This window comes from Nocardioides sp. GCM10030259, assembly GCF_042666375.1.
In the GTDB taxonomy this organism is placed as follows: Bacteria; Actinomycetota; Actinomycetes; order Propionibacteriales; family Nocardioidaceae; genus Nocardioides.
The window spans coordinates 124,714-142,114 of sequence record NZ_JBHTDF010000005.1; the positions used below are offsets into that span (position 1 = coordinate 124,714).

At 71.7% G+C, this 17,401-nt stretch carries 16 protein-coding genes; 3 read left to right on the forward strand and 13 right to left on the reverse strand.

The genetic code is table 11. The features are described from left to right. Positions 1-2: 2 nt before the first annotated feature. From ACFQQI_RS05090 to ACFQQI_RS05110, 5 genes are read right to left on the reverse strand one after another with little or no spacing between them, the layout of a single operon-like run. Positions 3-1,052, reverse strand: a complete 1,050-nt coding sequence (locus tag ACFQQI_RS05090) for an aldose 1-epimerase family protein (protein WP_378558870.1) — start codon at positions 1,050-1,052, stop codon at positions 3-5. Continuing rightward, entirely contained in the window at positions 1,049-1,798 is a 750-nt protein-coding gene (locus ACFQQI_RS05095; RefSeq protein ID WP_378558873.1) for an SDR family NAD(P)-dependent oxidoreductase, read from the reverse strand. The genes ACFQQI_RS05090 and ACFQQI_RS05095 overlap by 4 nt, the downstream gene beginning before the upstream one ends. After that, on the reverse strand, positions 1,795-2,976 hold the full coding sequence (locus ACFQQI_RS05100) for a CaiB/BaiF CoA transferase family protein (RefSeq protein WP_378558876.1): 1,182 nt from the start codon (positions 2,974-2,976) through the stop codon (positions 1,795-1,797). The genes ACFQQI_RS05095 and ACFQQI_RS05100 overlap by 4 nt, the downstream gene beginning before the upstream one ends. Positions 2,977-2,981: 5 nt before the next feature. Next, a complete protein-coding gene (locus tag ACFQQI_RS05105; RefSeq protein ID WP_378558879.1) occupies positions 2,982-4,391 on the reverse strand; it encodes an aldehyde dehydrogenase family protein in 1,410 nt (469 codons plus the stop codon). Further along, positions 4,388-5,272, reverse strand: coding sequence for a fumarylacetoacetate hydrolase family protein (locus tag ACFQQI_RS05110; RefSeq protein WP_378558882.1), 885 nt, complete (start codon positions 5,270-5,272; stop codon positions 4,388-4,390). Before ACFQQI_RS05110 ends, ACFQQI_RS05105 begins: the two co-directional genes overlap by 4 nt. An 88-nt stretch (positions 5,273-5,360) precedes the next feature. On the opposite strand from ACFQQI_RS05110, the gene ACFQQI_RS05115 reads away from it, so the two are divergent. Next, entirely contained in the window at positions 5,361-6,146 is a 786-nt protein-coding gene (locus ACFQQI_RS05115) for an enoyl-CoA hydratase/isomerase family protein (protein WP_378558885.1), read from the forward strand. Positions 6,147-6,152: 6 nt separating this feature from the next. On the opposite strand, the gene ACFQQI_RS05120 is transcribed toward ACFQQI_RS05115, so the two are convergent. From ACFQQI_RS05120 to ACFQQI_RS05140, 5 genes are read right to left on the reverse strand one after another with little or no spacing between them, the layout of a single operon-like run. Further along, the gene (locus tag ACFQQI_RS05120; RefSeq protein ID WP_378558888.1) at positions 6,153-7,226 is read right to left on the reverse strand and encodes a glycerate kinase; all 1,074 of its coding nucleotides are present in this window, start codon (positions 7,224-7,226) and stop codon (positions 6,153-6,155) included. Continuing rightward, complete coding sequence (locus tag ACFQQI_RS05125) at positions 7,223-8,302, reverse strand: LacI family DNA-binding transcriptional regulator (protein WP_378558891.1); 1,080 nt, start codon at positions 8,300-8,302, stop codon at positions 7,223-7,225. The genes ACFQQI_RS05120 and ACFQQI_RS05125 overlap by 4 nt, the downstream gene beginning before the upstream one ends. An 8-nt stretch (positions 8,303-8,310) precedes the next feature. After that, the gene (locus ACFQQI_RS05130) at positions 8,311-9,189 is read right to left on the reverse strand and encodes a carbohydrate ABC transporter permease (protein WP_378558894.1); all 879 of its coding nucleotides are present in this window, start codon (positions 9,187-9,189) and stop codon (positions 8,311-8,313) included. Further along, entirely contained in the window at positions 9,186-10,169 is a 984-nt protein-coding gene (locus tag ACFQQI_RS05135; RefSeq protein WP_378558897.1) for a carbohydrate ABC transporter permease, read from the reverse strand. Before ACFQQI_RS05135 ends, ACFQQI_RS05130 begins: the two co-directional genes overlap by 4 nt. Positions 10,170-10,215: 46 nt before the next feature. Then, positions 10,216-11,466, reverse strand: a complete 1,251-nt coding sequence (locus ACFQQI_RS05140; RefSeq protein ID WP_378558900.1) for an ABC transporter substrate-binding protein — start codon at positions 11,464-11,466, stop codon at positions 10,216-10,218. Between the two features lie 205 nt (positions 11,467-11,671). Between ACFQQI_RS05140 and ACFQQI_RS05145 the strand changes: the two genes are divergently transcribed. Together ACFQQI_RS05145 and ACFQQI_RS05150 are read left to right on the forward strand one after the other, a co-directional pair. Next, positions 11,672-12,658 carry a hydroxyacid dehydrogenase gene (locus ACFQQI_RS05145; protein WP_378558902.1) on the forward strand — a complete coding sequence of 329 codons (987 nt, stop codon included), beginning with the start codon at positions 11,672-11,674 and terminating at the stop codon, positions 12,656-12,658. 36 nt (positions 12,659-12,694) lie between these two features. Beyond that, complete coding sequence (locus ACFQQI_RS05150) at positions 12,695-14,134, forward strand: hypothetical protein (RefSeq protein WP_378558905.1); 1,440 nt, start codon at positions 12,695-12,697, stop codon at positions 14,132-14,134. 16 nt (positions 14,135-14,150) lie between these two features. Here the strand turns inward: ACFQQI_RS05150 and ACFQQI_RS05155 are convergent, their stop codons facing one another. From ACFQQI_RS05155 to ACFQQI_RS05165, 3 genes are read right to left on the reverse strand one after another with little or no spacing between them, the layout of a single operon-like run. Then, positions 14,151-14,993, reverse strand: coding sequence for a sugar phosphate isomerase/epimerase family protein (locus tag ACFQQI_RS05155; RefSeq protein ID WP_378558907.1), 843 nt, complete (start codon positions 14,991-14,993; stop codon positions 14,151-14,153). After that, positions 14,990-16,186 (reverse strand): dihydrodipicolinate synthase family protein, encoded by a 1,197-nt coding sequence (locus ACFQQI_RS05160; protein WP_378558910.1) that lies wholly within the window; start codon positions 16,184-16,186, stop codon positions 14,990-14,992. Before ACFQQI_RS05160 ends, ACFQQI_RS05155 begins: the two co-directional genes overlap by 4 nt. Then, entirely contained in the window at positions 16,183-17,331 is a 1,149-nt protein-coding gene (locus ACFQQI_RS05165) for a Gfo/Idh/MocA family protein (protein ID WP_378558913.1), read from the reverse strand. The genes ACFQQI_RS05160 and ACFQQI_RS05165 overlap by 4 nt, the downstream gene beginning before the upstream one ends. Positions 17,332-17,401 lie beyond the last annotated feature (70 nt).

Consider the following 17,401-nt stretch of genomic DNA (forward strand, 5'->3'; position numbering starts at 1 on the left):
CCTCAGCCCCGGGCGAAGCGGAGCACGGTGTCGTAGTGCCGCTGCTCGCCGTGCTCGAGCCAGGTCATCGACCCGGCCTCGCGCGCGGCGGCGTCACCGGCGACGTGGTGCGTCGAAGGCTCCAGCCCCACCGCCCACCCGCCCTCGCGCAGGTTGAGCCACTGGAAGAAGCACGGGAACGCCGTGGCGTCGACATCGAGCTCGAAGGACAGGCCGAGCCCGTCGTTGACGAGAGCGGCGCGGTGCCTCCCGTCAGCGGCGACGAGCTGGTGCTCGTAGACCTGCTCGACGAAGCCGCGCACCGGCTCGTCGAAGACCAGGTGGTCCGCCCCCTGGGTGGCGACGCTGTCGCTCTGCCACAGGGTGCGCTCGACATCGGCGACGAACCGGGTCCCGCGGTCGAGCAGCGGCCAGCCGACGTTCACGTGGTAGAGGAACATGTGTGGCGTCCGCTCGAAGCCCGCATTGGTCACCGTGTCGACCAGCCGGATCTCGGTGCCGCCCAGGTCCGCCTCGATCCGGCGGCGCAGCACGAGGTGCTCCCCGAAGTTCGTGGCCTGCACGACCTCGCCCTCGGCCCACAGCACGCAGTGTCCGTCGTCGAGCCAGCGCTCGCCGTACCCGGTGAGCCGGGCAGGGATGTTCGCGACTCGGCCGTGCAGCCCGTGTCGCACCGTCTGCCGGGGCGGGTAGGCGTAGTGGCTCGCGTCGACCTCGCCGCCGAACAACGTGTGGTCGAGCCCGGCCGTGACGACGAGGCCCGACATGCTGCGCAGCCAGGAGAGGCCGTCCTCGTCCGCCTGCTCGTGCAGGCCAGGGTGCCTGAACCCGGTCGGCGAGCGCCAACCCACGGAGTGCCCGTCGAGCTCGGCGACGCCGATGTCCATGGCGCGGTCGACCAGCACCTCGAAGTAGAGGCCGCCCCCGGTGGTGAACTCGAGCACGCGGATGCCGCGCTCGACCCCGTCGTCGAGGACGACCGAGCGGACGCCGCCGTAGACCTTCTGGTCGCCGGCATGGCGCGCGAGGTGGGACCGGGACGGAGCACTCATGACATCACCCAGCCGCCGTTGACCTCGATGGTCTGACCGGTGACGAAGGCGGCGTCCGGGCCGGTCAGGAAGGACACGACGGCCGCCAGCTCGGCGGGAGCGCCGCGGCGCTTGAGTGCCTGGCGCTCGATGACCATCGCGGAGTACGCCTCCGGGTCGTCGTGGATCTCCTCGGCGGCCGTCTTGAAGGCACCCGGCGACACCGCATTGACCCGGATCCCGTGCGGACCGAGCTCACGCGCGAGCGCGCGGGTCATCGCCACCGCCCCACCCTTGGTGGTCACGTAGGCGGCCAGGTGCTCCCACCCGCCGTGCATGGTGATCGAGGCGACGTTGACGATCGAGCCCTGCGCGGCGGCGTCGAGCATCTGCCGAGCGGCGTGCTGGGCGCACAGCCAGTAGCCGCGCTGGTTGACCCCGTGCACGGCCTCGTAGTCCGACACCTCCATGTCCAGGAACGGGGCCGTCGGGTAGACCGCCGCGTTGTTGACCAGGATGGTGACCGGGCCGAGCGCCCGTCGTACCTCGTCGAACCAGGCAGCGACGGCGCCCTCGTCGCGGAGGTCGACGATCTCGGCGTGCACCCGGTCGGTCAGCTCACGCAGCAGGGCGGCCGTCTCGTCGAGCGAGCTCGGGTCGACGTCGCTCACTGCCAGCGCGTGACCGTCCCGGGCGAGGCGGAGCGCCGTCGCGCGGCCGAGAGACCCGCCGGCGCCGGTGACGACGGCGACGGTGCCCCGGCTCAAGCCACGACCTTGTCGCGCAGGAGGGCAACGACCTCGTCCTCGGACAGCCCGAGCTCGGCGAGGAGCTCGGCAGTGTGCTCGCCGACGGTGGGGGCACCGCGGACGACGGCGGCCGGCGTCTCGCTCAGGCGGAAGGGGAAGCCCGGGGTCGTGACGGTGCCCTCGGTCGAGTGCTCGTAGGTGACGAAGCTGCCGTTGTGGAGCACCTGCGGGTCGGACAACACCTCGTCGTAGGAGTTGACCGGGCCGACCCACACGCCGGCGCCGCCGAGCCGTTCCAGCCAGCCGGCGGTGGTGCCGGTGCGCAGATGGGCGGCGACCGCGGCGGAGATCTCGTCTCGATGCCGGAAGCCGTCGCGCTCCGCGTCGAACCGCGCCAGGTCCGAGTCGCCGAAGAGGTCGGCGAGCACCGCGAGATCGGCGAAGGCGAGCGCGACGTGACCGTCCGCCGTCGGATAGATGCCGTACGGCGCCCTGATGTAGGAGTGGGCATGGATCTCCTGCCCGCGGACCTGAGGGATGCCGCCGACGGTGCGCACGGACAGCTCCTGGATCTGCATGGCGATCACGGCGTCGAGCATGTTGACCTCGACCTTCTGCCCCTCGCCGGTGCGCTCCCGGTGGAGCAGCGCGGCGAGCACTCCCTCGAACGCCGAGTACGCGGTGACCGCGTCGGCCACGAAGTACGGCGCCGCCTGCGGCGGGTCCTCCGCGCGGCCGGCGCTGTAGAGCGCGCCCGTCAGGGCCTGGAGCAGCAGATCCTGGCCGGGCCGGTCGACGTACGGACCGGACTCGCCGTACCCGCTGATGGAGACGTAGACGACGTCGGGGCGCACGGCCCGGACGGACTCGAAGTCGACGCCCAGACGGGCCGCGACGCCGGGTCGGTAGTTCTGCAGCACCACGTCCGCCTCGGACGCGAGCCGCAGCACGAGCGCCTTGCCCTCGTCCGTCTTCAGGTCGACGGCCAGGCTGCGCTTGTTGCGGTTGAGCGAGAGGAACGACGCGTTCACCTCGCGTCCCACCGCGCCGCCCGCCGAGGCGTGGCGCTGCCACTCGCCCGTGACGGGCTCGATCTTGACCACGTCGGCGCCGAGGTCGCCGAGCCTCATGGCGGCCAGCGGCCCGGCCATGGCGATGGACAGGTCCAGGACCCGGTAGCCGGTGAGCACGGGCACGGTCTTCAGCCTCTCGTCGGGGTGTGCAGGACGCCGTCGACGCGGCGCGGGATGCCCGGGCACTCGTCACGGAGCTCGATCGGAAGGATCGACGCGGGCGCGGACTGCCACGCGACGGGCCGCAGGAACCGGCGCAGGGCGCTCGCCCCGACCGAGGTGTGCAGCGTGTTCGTGCCCGGCCACGGACCGCCGTGGTGCTGCGCCCAGCCGACGGAGACGCCGGTCGGGTAGCCGTTCCAGACGACCCTGCCGACGCGGTCGACCAGCGTCCGGGCGAGATTCAGCCCGAGGTCGTCGGAGTCCTCTCCGTGCACGGTGGCGGTCAACGCCCCCGGCAGCTGGTCGAGGACCGACCGGAGCTGCGCCTCGTCGGCGTAGCGGACGACCACGAGGTACGGACCGAACACCTCCTCCAGGTCCTCGGCGGAGACGCCGTCGGCAGTGCGTTCGACGATGGTCGGCGTCACCGAGCCCTGGGGCTCGTCGCGACCGACCGCGTCGGCGTACGACGTCCGGATGCCTTCGGTGAGCAGGGTGAGCTCCCGGCCGGCGGCCGCCTCGCCGAGCGCGTCGCAGAGTGCGTCACCGGCCGGACCGGCGGGGACCAGCGCGAGGCCGGGCTTCGTGCAGAACTGTCCGGCCCCGAGGGTGAACGAGCCGGCCAGCCCCGCACCGATCGCCGTGCCGCGTGCGGCGGCGGCGGCCGGCGTGACGACCACCGCGTTCACGCTGCCGAGCTCGCCGTAGAAGGGGATCGGGTCGGGGCGCCCCGCGGCGAGGTCGGCCAGCGCGCGACCGCCGGAGACGCTCCCGGTGAAGCCGACGGCCTTGATCCGTCCGTCGGTGACGAGGTCACGGCCCGCCTGCCGTCCCGCAACCAGCTCGACCACGCCGTCCGGCAGCACCGACCGGAGCGCCTCGAAGCACAGCACGGACGTCGCCGGGTGAGCGCTGTGCGCCTTGACGACCACGGGGCAGCCGGCGGCCAGGGCGGAGGCCGTGTCGCCGCCGGGCACGGAGAACGCGAGCGGGAAGTTGCTGGCGCCGAAGACCGCCACCGGACCCACCGGCACCAGCATCCGGCGCAGGTCGGGACGTGGCCCCATCGCGGACTCGTCCGCGTGGTCGACGGTCGCCTCGAGGTAGCTGCCCTCGCGGAGGACGTCACCGAAGAATCGCAGCTGGAACGCCGTCCGGGAGAGCTCGCCGGTCAACCGGCCGCGTCCGAGGTGCGTCTCCGAGTCAGCGACCGCAACGATCTCGTCGGCCCGGGACTCCAGCGCTTCGGCGGCTTCACCCAGTGCGCCGGCCCGCCCTGCGCGGCCCAGCGCCGCCCATCCGGCAGCGGCGGACGCCGCGAGCGCGCAGGCCTCCGCGACGTCGCCGGCGGTGGACTCGCCCAGGGTCGCCGTCACCGGGCGCCCGCCGGCTGAAGGGTGGAGACCGCGGCCTTGCCGACGACCACCGGGTTGGCGAGCACGCCGAGCCCGGCGAGCTCGATCGAGACGACGTCGTCGGCGCGCAGCGTGAACGGCAGCTCCGGGACCAGGCTCGTCCCGGTCGCCAGCACGACGCCCTCGGGGAACTCGTCGGCGCGGTGCAGGTACGCGAGAAGCTCCTCCGGATCGCGCCGCAGCTCGGAGGTGGTGGACTCGCCGTCCCAGACCACCGCGCCGGCGCGCGTGATCGTCATGCGGATGCCGATCGCCCTCGGGTCCGGCACCTCCCACACCGGTGTGATGCCCGGGCCGAGCGAACACGCGCCGAGGTAGGCCTTGGCCTGCGGCAGGTACAGCGGGTTCTCCCCCTCGATGCTGCGGGAGCTGACGTCGTTGCAGATCGTCCAGCCGACGACCTCCCCGCGGCAGTTGGCGACCACGGCGAGCTCCGGCTCCGGGACATTCACCTCGGAGTCCTCGCGCACGCTCACCGGCGCACCATCGCCCGACACCCGCCACGCCGCCGCTTTGAAGAACAGCTCGGGGCGCTCGGCGTCGTACACCCGGTCGTAGACGTCGGCGTCGCGCTCGCTCTCCTGCACCCGGGCGACCCGGGATCGCTCGTACGTGACGCCCGCGGCCCAGACCTCGGTCCGGCCGGCGATCGGTGCGCACAGGTCCAGCTCGTCGCCCACGGGGTCAGCAGCAGCCGCCGCCTCGACCGCCGTCCGGAACCCGGAGGAGTCGAAGCGCAGCAGCTCGTGCACGTCCATGCCGAGGGGGTGCACCCCTCGCTCGGTCCGGACCGCAGCCCGGGCCTCCTCGCCATCTCGGGGGCGGACCCTCACGACCTGCACGGCTGCTCCTTCATCACGTTGGCCGGACCAGTTGAAACGTATGACGTCATATCCGTACAGTCAACCCATTCCCACCGAGGAGGTTCCGATGAGCGCCACCGATGGCACCGTGAGCGTCGACCACGACCCGACCACCGGCGTCGTCGTCGTGACGCTCGACCGTCCGGCCAAGCTGAACGCCGTCACCCCGGCCATGGCCCGCGACCTGGTCGCCACCGTGGAACGGTGCAACCGCGACGACGGGATCCGTGCGGTCGTGCTGACGGGCGCCGGCGACCGATCGTTCAGCGTCGGGTCCGACGTCACCGCCCTCGACGGCTACGCGACTCCGTGGGACTTCCGGAATCGAGTGGACTACTGCGACGCGCTGCGCCGCCTCGTGAAGCCGTCCATCGCAGCGGTCAACGGGTATGCCCTCGGTGGCGGCCTGGAGACCGCGCTGAGCTGCGACATCCGGCTGGCCGTCGACACCGCACGCTTCGGCGCGCCCGAGGTGAAGCTCGGCTGGATCGGCGGAGGCGGCATGGCGGCCTTCCTCTCCCGCGCGGCCGGGCCGGGCAACGCGGCACTGATGCTGATGACCGGCGATGCGATCGACGCGCAGCAGGCGCTGAACTGGCACCTCGTCTCCGAGGTACTGCCTTCCGACCTCCTGCTCGACCGGGCGCGTGAGCTCGCGACCACCATCGCGTCCCGCGCGCCGATCGCCGTCGAGACCGCGAAGGTGAACCTTCGCGCGGCTGCGGCGATGTCCGAGGACGACGCACTGCGCTACGAGCGCGACCTCCAGACGATCTGCTTCGCCACCGAGGACGCAGCCGAGGGCCGCCGAGCGTTCACGGAGAAACGAGCGGCGACGTTCCGTCGACGCTAGGCGGGCTCAGACGAGGGTCGACAACCCGAGCCCCAGCTCGGCGCCCACCTGTTCCAGCAGCTCCACTGCCCGCGCCATGCAGGCGGTCGGATCAGGTTCGAGCTCCAGCAGCGTGTGCACCCGCCCGATCCCGGCCTCCGCAGCGGCGCCGGCGTCGACCAGGCTGCGCCCCACGACCGCCACCACCGGTACGCCGGCTGCGGCCGCGACACCAGCGAGTGCGACGGGTCCCTTGCCGAAGAGGCTCTGCTGGTCCAACGAGCCCTCGCCGACCACGAGGAGGTCGGCGCGGCGCACCACGTCGGCGGTGCCGGTCAGCTCGATCAGCGTCAGGAGCCCCGGGACGAGCTCGGCGCCGAGCCCGGCTGCCAGACCGAAGGCGAGACCGCCCCCGGCGCCCGCGCCGGGCATCGCGGCGACGTCACGACCACACGTCTCAGCCACGCGTGCGGCCCACCCGGCCAGCCGCACCTCCAACGAGCGGACCGTGGCCGGGTCCGCCCCCTTCTGGGGCGCGTACGTGGCCGCCGCTCCCGACGGACCCAGAAGCGGGTTCTGCACGTCACAGGCGACGTCCACCCGCACTCCTTCCCACCGGCCCGGTGGTCGACCGAGACGGTCGCCGAGCAGGAGCTCGACGGCTCCCCGGCCCCCGTCGGTGGTGGCGGTGCCCCCGACCCCGACGACGAGACGGGTCACTCCGGGCTCGAGGGCACGATCGAGCAGCTGGCCGACACCGCGGGTCGATGCCTCGACCGCGGTGCACGGTGAGGGCGGGGCGGACAGCAGGGCGAGCCCGCAGGCCGCCGCAGCCTCGACCGCGGCGGTTGATCCCTTCCGCGCCCAACGTGCGACCACGGGCTCGCCGGACGGGCCCTCGACCGTGGCGCGGCGCTCCTCCCAACCGTGCTCCAGCAGCAGGTCGACGGTTCCCTCGCCGCCGTCGGCGATGGGCCGCCGGACGACCTGGGCTCGGGGAGCCGTGCGCGCGAGACCGCGCGCGAGCGCATCGGCCACCGCGCAGGCCGTGGCAGAGCCTTTGAACTTGTCGGGCGCCAGGACGACCAGCGGGCCGGTCATCGTCGCGGCGGGGTGCTGTCCCGCAGCACGACGGTTCCGGCGAGGCTCTCCGGCGGCTCCTCGTGGCCGAGCGCCACGCGGACCGCCGCCCGGCCGGCTGCGACCAGGGGAAGTCGGACCGTCGTCAGCGGAGGCACGGTGTCACGGGCCGCCGGGATGTCGTCGAAGCCCGCGATGCCGACGTCCTCCGGGATGCGCACGCCCCGACCGCGGAGCGCGGTCATGGCGCCGACAGCGATCACATCGCTGATCGCCACCACGACGTCGGCGTCCGCGAGCACGTCGTCGGCGAGCGAGGTCACGGCAGCGTGCCCGCCATCGCGCGACAGGTCGCACTCGACGACGCGATCGTCGGCGATCGGCACGCCCGCCGTAGCGGCTCCCTCGCGCAACCCGTCCAGGCGCTCCCGGGTCGTCATCAGCCCCACCGGGCCGCCGAGCACGAGGAACCTGCGATAGCCGATGCCGACCAGCTCGCGCGCCAGCTCCGCAGCGGCCTGCCCGTTGCGGAAGTCGATGGAGGGGTACGGCGACGTCGACTGGCTGAGGAACACCGGCCGTCCGCCCAGCCCGACGTACGCCTCGAGCTCGCGCTCCAGGTCGGCCGCCAGCGCGCCGGAGGCGTCCCGCGAACCGGCCAGCACCATGGCCTGGGGCCGCTGACCGCGCAGCGTGCGCACGAGCTCGACCTCGCGCGCCGCATCGCGACGGGTCAGTGCCATCGTGGTCATCAGCCCGGACTCCTCCGCACCCTGGCCTACCCCGGCTGCCAGCATCGAGAAGTACGGGTCCGTGATGTCGGGGACGAGGAGCGTCACCGTCGCGGACATCCCCCGGGCCGTCGCCTGGGCGGCGAGGTTCGCGGTGTAGGAGAGACGCTCAGCGGCCGCGATGACGCGCTGTCGGTACTCCTCGGCGACCTTCCGGGCGCTGCCGTTCAGGACGCGCGACGCGGTCGCCGTCGAGACACCGGCCTCCCTGGCGACGTCCGCGAGCGTGGCGTTGCCGATGACGAACTCCCCTCTCTCGGGGACCCGCCGCTCGAGGGCGTTCCCGGGCGTCAGACTATCGACCATCCCGGCCGTCAGCCCTTGACGGATCCCGCGGCCAGGCCGCTCATGACCCAGCGCTGGGTCAGGACGAAGACCACCAGGATCGGAAGGACGGCGAGGAGCAGGGTAGGGAACACCTGGGTGTAGTCGGCGGAGTACTCGCCGACGGACGCGTAGACGCCCGTGGTCACGGTGTAGAGCCCCGAACCCGGTCCGAGGATCAGCTGCGGACTGGCGAAGTCGTTCCACACGCTGAGCGAGTTGAGGATGAACACCGTCGCGACGATCGGCTTCATCAGCGGGAGGATCACCCGCCACAACGTCCGGTAGGGACCGGCCCCGTCGATGGCGGCCGCCTCGTCGAGCGACGACGGCAGCATCCGGATGAAACCGGTGAAGACGAAGATCGTGAACGGCACCGTCGTCGATGCCATGAAGAGCACCAGGCCCGGGAAGGTGGCCATCAGGCCGAGCGCCCGGAGCACGAAGATCACCGGCACGAGGATCACCTGCGTCGGGATGAACATACCCGCGACGAAGAACAACAGCGCCGCCCGGAAAACCGGCCGAGGCGACCGGGCGATGACGTACGCCGCCGGAGCGCAGACGCCGATGGCCAGGATGTTGACGCAGGCGACCAGCGCGAACGTCACGCCGTACCCGAACGCGATGCTGAAGTCGGGGTTGTTCCACGCATCCGCGAGGTGCTGGACGGTGAGGTCACCCGGAACGAGGGAGAAGGGGCTGCTGACGATGTCCTGCTGGTCCTTGAAGGCGTTGACCACGAGCAGGTACATCGGCACGAGCATCAGGAGGCAGAGCGCGGTCACGGCCGCGTACCACCCGGGTGAGCGCCGCTCGCCCCGGGTGCGGGTGCGCGACCCGCGCGGAGCGTCGGTGACGGCGCTCATGCCGCCGCCCCGTCCGCGCGCCGGCGGAGTGCGATCACTCCGAAGGCGAGGATCGCCGCCACGAGGATCAGCACGACCGCCTCGGCCGAGGCGAGCCCGACCTGACGCTTCGGGAACTCCACGGCCAGGATCTGGTAGGCGAAGGTCTTCGTGGACCCGGCCGGCCCGCCACCCGTCAGCGAGACCACGACGTCGTAGGTCTTGAGCAACGAGATCATCGAGGTCACCAGTGCGACGGTCACGGAGGGCCCCAGCGCCGGCCAGGTCACGTGCCGGAACGTGTGCCAACGGTTGGCTCCGTCGATGCGGGACGCTTCCATCAGCTCGTCCGGCACCGCCTGGAGCCCCGCGAGGTAGATCAGCAGCTGCACGCCGAACTGTGCCCACGCGATGACGCACACGAGGGTGCCGAGCGCCCAGGTCTCGTCGCTGAGGAACGGCATCGGGCTGCGGCCGAGCGACTCGAGGACCGAGTTGACCGCGCCCTGGGGACCGAGGATCGCCGCCCAGAGGAACCCGACCACGATCAGGCTGAGCACGTGCGGGTAGAACATCACGACCCGTGCGAACGCCGTGAACCTCGTCGTCCGCCACAACAGGAGCGCCAGGCCGAGCGCGAGCGCGTTGACCAGCAGCGACCCGCCGACCGCGACGACGGCGGTCACCACCATCGAGCCGGTCACGTCGGAGCTGCGGAACAGGTGGACGTAGTTGTCGAACCCGACGATCTCCGGAGTCTGCGTCGGGAAGCCGTTGTAGTCGGTGAAGGAGTAGTAGACGGCGTACCCCACCGGCACCACGAGGAGGGCGACGAAGACGGCCATGGCCGGCACCACCATCGACAGCTCGACCAGCAGCGACGTTCGCGGCCGCGCGCGTCGTGCCCGGCGGAACGGCCGGCGCGGGTCCAGCGGACTCCGCCCTGGCTCCGCCCCGGAGCCGGCCCCGCCGGCTTCCGGTTCGGCGGCGGTGGTGGTCATGACAGCCATCGTCTCCCTCCTCATCAAAGCGCCTCGTGGACCCGGCTCAGCTGTTCTCCTCGGCCCACGCGTCGAGGGCCTTCGCGGCGTCCTCCGGGCTCGTGCCCGTGTAGAGGCTCTGGACGATCTCGGTGAACTTGTCGTTGAGGCCCACGACGGGGAGCCGGATGTCGCCTGCACCCTCGCCGACGGCTGCCAGCTCGGGAGCCTCGTCGATGATGGTCTGGATCTCCTTGCCGACCGGCGAGCTCTGCGCGTCCGAGCCGGCACGGAAGACCCCGTCGGCCTTGAGCTGCGCGTCGATCGCGGCCTCGTCGGTCACCAGGTACTCGACGAGCGAGAGCGCGTCGTCGGACTGCTCCGTGCCGGCCCAGACCATGTAGGGGTCCGCCATGGTCGCACCCTGCGGACCGGGGTAGGCCATGCCTTCGTCGACCGGCGGCGAGAACACCCCGACGTCGAACGGGAGCTTGCCTGCGTTGTCGATGCTGGCGACCAGCCAGCTGCCGAGCGGGTACATGCCCACCTTGCCCTCGATGAAGTTGGCGTCGGCCGTGGTCGGGTCGAGGCCGACATCGCTCTTCGCGATGTAGCCGTCGTCGAGCCAGTCGGAGTAGTGCTCGAACATCGGCTCGAACGTCTCCCCGAGGCTCAGGTCGCCGTCACTGACGGAGGTCTGCCACTGAGGCTGCGTGGTGTTCTGCGTGGGGTGCCACAGCTGCTGGAGCTGGAGACCGGTCTGCCACTGCCCCGCGGTCTGCAGCGGCGTGTAGCCGGCGTCGCCGAGCTTGCCCAGGGCCTCGGTGAACTCGTCCCACGTCTGCGGCGTCCCCTGGATGCCGGCCTTCTTGAAGGCCGTCTTGTTGTAGAAGACGAGCGACTGCGCCTGCAAGCCGACGCCGGTCACGTAGTTCTTGCCGTCGAGCGCGTAGGTGTCGACCATCGGCGTGTCGCTGATCCAGCTCTCGTCCGTGAGGTCGAGGAGCTCGGGGGCGATCTGCTCGTCGGGGAAGATCGACTGGATGACGTCCGGGGCGGTGCCGGCGGCGAGCTGGGAGGTGAACGTCTCGCTGACGTTCGTGCCCGTGGGGCCCTCGATCTTCACGTCGATGCCGGTCTCGCTCTCGAACGGCTTGACCAGGTCGTTCCAGTACTCGGTGGTGAGGTTGTCGGTCAGGTTGACCAGCATCCGGACCTCCCCGCCGCTCTCGCTGCCGCCGTCGTCGGCGCCTCCGCCGCACGCCGAGATCGTCAGCAGGGACAGCGCCGCCATCCCGGCGACGCTCGCCTTCCTCATCACTCGTGCCACCACTGGGTTCTCCGTTCAGTTGCCCGCCGGGCTTCGTCGACGGGGTCGGTCCTCGGTGACGCTGGTGCTCTCCGCGGCCACCGACTAGGGTGTGGGAAAGCGCTATCCCAGCGCTGCGTGATGAAGATAACACATCCTATGTTTGGTCCCGCAAGACCGAATTTCCGCCCCTCCGACCGCAGACGGGACGCCCATGCTGGCCGCCTTCGCCATGACCCCGGGCCTGCAGCACCGGTTCTTCGACGTCGCTCTCCTGGCGGAGCTGCAGGACCTCGTCCGTCTCGACAGCGACGTCGTGCTCCAGGACCTCGGCTCTCCGCCGGCGGCCGACGTCGAGATCCTGGTGACGTCCTGGGGCTCCCCCGTCATCGACACCACCGCACTCGCAGCCATGCCGAGGCTGCGCGCAGTCGTGCACGCCGCCGGGTCCGTCAAGCACCTGCTGTGCCCGGAGGTCTGGGAGCGCGGCGTGCGCGTGACGAGCGGTGCCGCGATCAACGCGCGACCGGTTGCGGAGTTCGCGCTCGGCGCGGTGCTCTGGTCGACGAAGAACGTCCTCCCCCTCACCGAGCGGTTCCGCCAGGAACGCACCGCCCCCGACCTCACCATGGACGACACGATCGCCGGCAACTACCGCACCACCGTAGGCATCCTCGGCGCCTCGGCGACCGGACGCTCACTGATCGAGCTGCTGGCGCCCTTCGACATCGACGTCCTGGTCTCCGACCCCACGCTCAGCGCTGCCGACGCGTCCGCCCTCGGCGCGGAGCTGGTCCCCCTCGACCAGCTGTTCGCGCGATCCCGGGTGCTCAGCGTGCATGCGCCGCTGCTGCCGGAGACGCGTCACCTCGTCGACTCGCGACTCCTCACCCTGATGCCCGACGGCGCGACGTTGATCAACACCGCCCGGGGTGGCGTCGTCGACCACGACGCCCTGCGGGTCGAGCTCCTCGACGGCCGTCTGCAGGCGGTGCTCGACGTCACCGAGCCCGAGCCGCTCCCCCACGACGATCCGATGTGGATGCTGCCCAACGTCACCATCACCCCGCACATCGCGGGCTCGCAGGGACGCGAGCTGCTCCGCCTCGGCCGAGCGGTCGTCGACGAGGTGCGGGCCCTGATCGACGGCCGGCCGCCGCTGCGACCCGTCGACCCGGGCGCGCTCGCGACCAGCGCCTGAGCACCAAGCCACCATCGACTCTCCGAGAGGAAGCCCGTGACCGACCCCCGTCCCGACCTGGCCCACCTGACCCGCTGGTTCCTGAGCTGGGTCACCGACCAGGGCGCCATCAACGGGTTCCACAACCACAGCGTGTGGGGCACCAACCCGGCGACGTTCCTCGACTGGACCTCCGGCCACGCTGCGTTCTCGGCGCCCGGCACGGGCGCGATCGCGCAGCTTGTCGCCGCTCGGCCCGACGAGCGCGCGATCGAGATCTGGCGTCGGATGATGTGGTACCAGAGCCACGCTCTCCAGGAGGATGACCAGTACCGCCACGTCGGCTTCCAGGTCGGCGAGTCCGCGACGAGCGGGCTGATCCACAACGCCACCGGCAGCCTCGGGCTGCTCCTCGGCCTCAAGCACGCCGGGCACCTTCTGGACCAGGCCGAGACCGACCACGTCCTCGAGGTGGTGCGTCGCAACCTGGTCGCACTGCACGGCTTCGGTGGCGGGCGCCCCGCCGAGGACGGCACCTGCAACCAGGAGTACGCCAGGGTCTGGGTCAAGCTGCTCCTGGCGGAGGTCACCGGGGACGACAGCGGGCTGGAGGAGATTCGCGAGGACCTCGACGTACTCATCGACCGGCACCACCAGGCGGGCGTCCCCGACGCCGACTCGACGGGGACCTGGCGCCAGGCCGAGGACCGGGCTCGCGGCGGCATCCTGGAGCCGGCGGAGTACTACGGCCTGATGATCGTGCCCCTCGTGCTGGGCCACCGACGGTTCGGCGATCAGCGCTACCTCGACGAGGCCCGGCGCCTGTGCCGACACGTCGCCCGGTCGGCGTGGACCGACAACGACGGCCAGACGCGCTTCCATCGGTACTGGTACGTCGCGCCGGGCTCGACCCTCAAGAGCGACACCCCGATGCTCATCGCCGGCATGGGGCTGACGCTGCACGGCATGCGCGAGGTCTGCCGTGTCGCACCGGACGCCGAGCTCGAGGACTTCGTGGCGCGGTGCCGGGCGACCTACGCCCACTACCAGGTGCCGGCCGGCTACTTCGCCTCGGCGACGCACTGGGGCAACGAGGCCGATGTCGCGCCGAGCACGGCGTGGCACGCCCACGACCTCGTGTTCCTGGCAGACGACGTCGAGGACCTTGGCGAGGACTTCTGGACGACGGTCTTCGCGGCGGAGGACCGGCAGTCCGTGCTGATGACCGAGCGCGCCGTCTGGGCCGAGTACGGCGTGCACTGGTGCATCCGGAGCCCGCTGACGGCGGGCGACCTGGACATCCACGGCCGCAAGGACCGGTCGGTGTTCGGCCGCGACTTCTTCGCCTGGACCGACAAGGAGCCGCTGCCCGACGATCTGCGCTACCCGGAGGCGCCGCTCTTCCTCGCTGCCAACGACGGGATGCGCCGGGTCGACAGCTCGTCGCGCTCGACCGACATCTCCACGCTCGGCACCACCTACCGCGGTCAGCTGTGAGGCGGCGCGCCCGCCCTCACGAGAGGGCGGGCGCGACCAGCTCGGCGTAGCGCTCCGCCACCCGCGCCACGACGGCGTCGGGATCGGTGTCCCAGACCTGCTGGTTGAAGATCTCGACCTCGACGTCACCGGCGTAGCCGGTGGCATGGACCAGCCGCGTGATGGCGGGGAGGTCGACGACGCCGTCGCCCATGATCCCACGCGAGAGCAGGGCGTCCGCCGCGATCGGGAGGTTGAAGTCGCAGACCTGGTAGCTGGCGATCCGCTGCTCGCGCCCTGCACGCTCGAGCGCCGTGGGCAGGTCGGGGTCCCAGAACACGTGGAACGTGTCGACCACGACGCCCACCGAGGCCGCCGGGTACGGCGACGCCAGGTCGAGGGCCTGGCCGAGCGTCGAGAGCACGGCGCGGTCGGCGACGTACATGGGATGGAGCGGTTCGAGCGCAAGTCGCACACCGCTCGCAGCGGCCTCCGGGACGAGCACGTCCAGTCGGTCGGCGATCCGCCGTCGAGCGGCGGCGAGGTCCCGGTCACCGGGCGGCAGTCCGCCGACGACCATGACGAGCGCCTCGGCGCCGAGGGTCGCCGCCTCCTCGATGGCCGCACGGTTGTCGTCGAGCGCGGCCGCGATCTCGTCGTCGGCAGACGCGGTGAGGAAACCGCCGCGGCACAGCGACGACACCCTCAGCCCGTGGTCGCGCAGCAGCCGGGCGGAGGCCTCGAGGCCGTGCTCGGCGACCCGGTCGCGCCACACACCGACGGACTGCAGGCCGGCGCGCATAGCCCCCTCCACGGCCTGTTCGAGGGTCCAGCGCTTCGTGGTCGCGGTGTTGAGTGAGAGCCGCTCCAGCGGCGTCACGCGTTGACCCCGGCGACCTCGAGCAGACGGCCCATGCGGTGCGCAGCGAGCCCGGGGTCGACGAGCAGACCGGCCTCGTCGGCGAGCCGGAACAACCGGACCAGGTGCGGCACCGAGCGGTAGGACTGCAGCCCGCCGACCATGGCGAAGCCGTCCTGGTGACCGTCGAGCCAGGCCAGGAAGGCGATCCCCGTCTTGTAGCTGCTCGTCGGCGCCGCGAAGATGTGTCGACCGAGCTCGACGGTGGAGGTCAGCACGGCATGCGCCTCCGCTCGGTCACCCCGATCGAGCGCCTGGAGGGCGGCCGACGCGGCAGGGTGGATGGCGGCGAACACACCGAGCAGGGCGTCGGAGTGGCCGTGCTCGTCACCGACGACGAGGTCGGGGTAGTGGAAGTCGTCGCCCGTGTAGAGGCGCACGCCCTCGGGCAGCTGCCCGCGCAGCCGGACCTCGTGATCCTGGTCCAGCAGCGACACCTTGACGCCGTCGATCTTCGCCGCGTGCTCGTTGACGACGCCGACGAACGTCTCGGTGGCGGCATCGACGTCGACGGCACCCCAGTAGCCGCGCAGGGCAGAGTCGAACATCTCCCCCAGCCAGTGCAGGATGACGGGTCGGTCGACCTCGGCGAGCAGGCTGCCGTAGACCTGGGCGTAGTCCTCGGGCCCGCGCGCTGCCGCCGCCAAGGCCCGGGAGGCCATCAGCACCGGGGTCGCACCGGTGTCGAGGACCACCTCGAGCTGCGCGCGGTAGGCCGCGAGCACCGTGGCCAGGCCGCGGTCGCCCGGAGACACCGAAGCCAGGTCGAGGTGGTCGGTCCCGGCGCCGCTCGCGACCGCTCCGCCGACCGATCGCGCCTCTGCCGCCGTACGGCGGGCGAGCTCGGCGGCAGTCGACCAGTCCAGGCCCATGCCACGCTGCGCGGTGTCCATCACCTCCGCGACCCCGAGGCCCGAGGCCCAGATCCGGTGCCGTGCCGCCAGTGTCGCGTCCCAGTCGAGGTCCGCCGGTGCGCCCGGCACGTTGTCGCCGAGTGATCGGGGCACCACGTGCGCAGCGGCGTACGCCTTGCGGGCGACGAACGGGGCGGTCGGCCTCGGCCAGTGCCGCGGCTCCCCGAGGCGGTGCAGGTACAGCGTGCCGTCCTCGGCAGGGAGCAGCACCTCGGCCGTCGTCTCGCGGGTGGTGGTCACGAGCCCAGCTCCGCGAGGGCGACCCGTCGGCCCTCCTCCGACGACTGCGCGCCGGCCCGGGCCATCCGGACGCCGCGCACACCGGACCAGAAGTCGTGCGGGTGGTCGGCGTCACCGAGGACCGAGCGCAGGAACAGCTCCCACTGCACCTTGAAGCCGTTGTCGAAGTCGTCGTTGTCGGGAACCGGGTACCACTGGTCCGCGAACGACGTCGCCTCCACCAGGTCGGGGTTCCACACGGGTCGCGGTGTCTGCGAGCGGTGCTGCACCCGGCACTGGTGGAGGCCCGCGACCGCGCTGCCCTCGGTCCCGTCGACCTGGAACTCGACCAGCTCGTCGCGGTGGACCCGCGTCACCCACGAGGAGTTCAGCTGGGCGATGACGCCGCCCGCCAGCTCGAAGATCGCGTACGCCGCGTCGTCCGCCGTCGCCCGGTAGGGCTTCCCTTGCTCGTCCCACCGCTCGTCGATGTGCGTCACCATCCGCGCAGTCACCGCCTCGACCGGGGCGATGATGTTGTCCAGCACATAGCTCCAGTGGGGGAACATGTCGGTGACGATGCCGCCGCCGTCCTCGGCGCGGTAGTTCCAGCTCGGCCGCTGGGCGACCTGCCAGTCGCCCTCGAAGACCCAGTAGCCGAACTCTCCGCGCACCGAGAGGATCCGGCCGAAGAAGCCCCCGTCGACCAGGCGGCTCAGCTTGCGCAGGCCGGGCAGGTACAGCTTGTCGTGGACCACGCCGTGCCGGACGCCGGCGCGATCGGCCGCCTCCGCGAGCCCGAGCGCCTGCGCCTCGTCGTCGGCGATCGGCTTCTCCACGTAGACGTGCTTCCCGGCCGCGATCGCCTTGTGCACGGCGGCGGCACGGACGGCGGTGAGCTGGGCGTCGAAGTAGATCGCGTCGTCGTCGTTCGCGAGGGCCGCGTCGAGGTCGGTCGTCCAACGGTCGATGTCGTGCTGGCGCGCGATGGCGGACACGCGGTCCGCGTTGCGGCCGACCAGGATGGGGTCGATCTCGACCCGCCGCCCGTCGGCGAGCTCGAGGCCGCCTTGGTCGCGGATCGCCAGGATCGACCGGACCAGGTGCTGTCGGTACCCCATCCGCCCCGTGATGCCGTTCATGATGATGCCGAGCCGAGAAGTCATGGTTCCCTTCCTCTGGGAAAGCGCTTACCGTGACCCTATCGGGACATGATCGAGAATGGAAAGGGCTTTC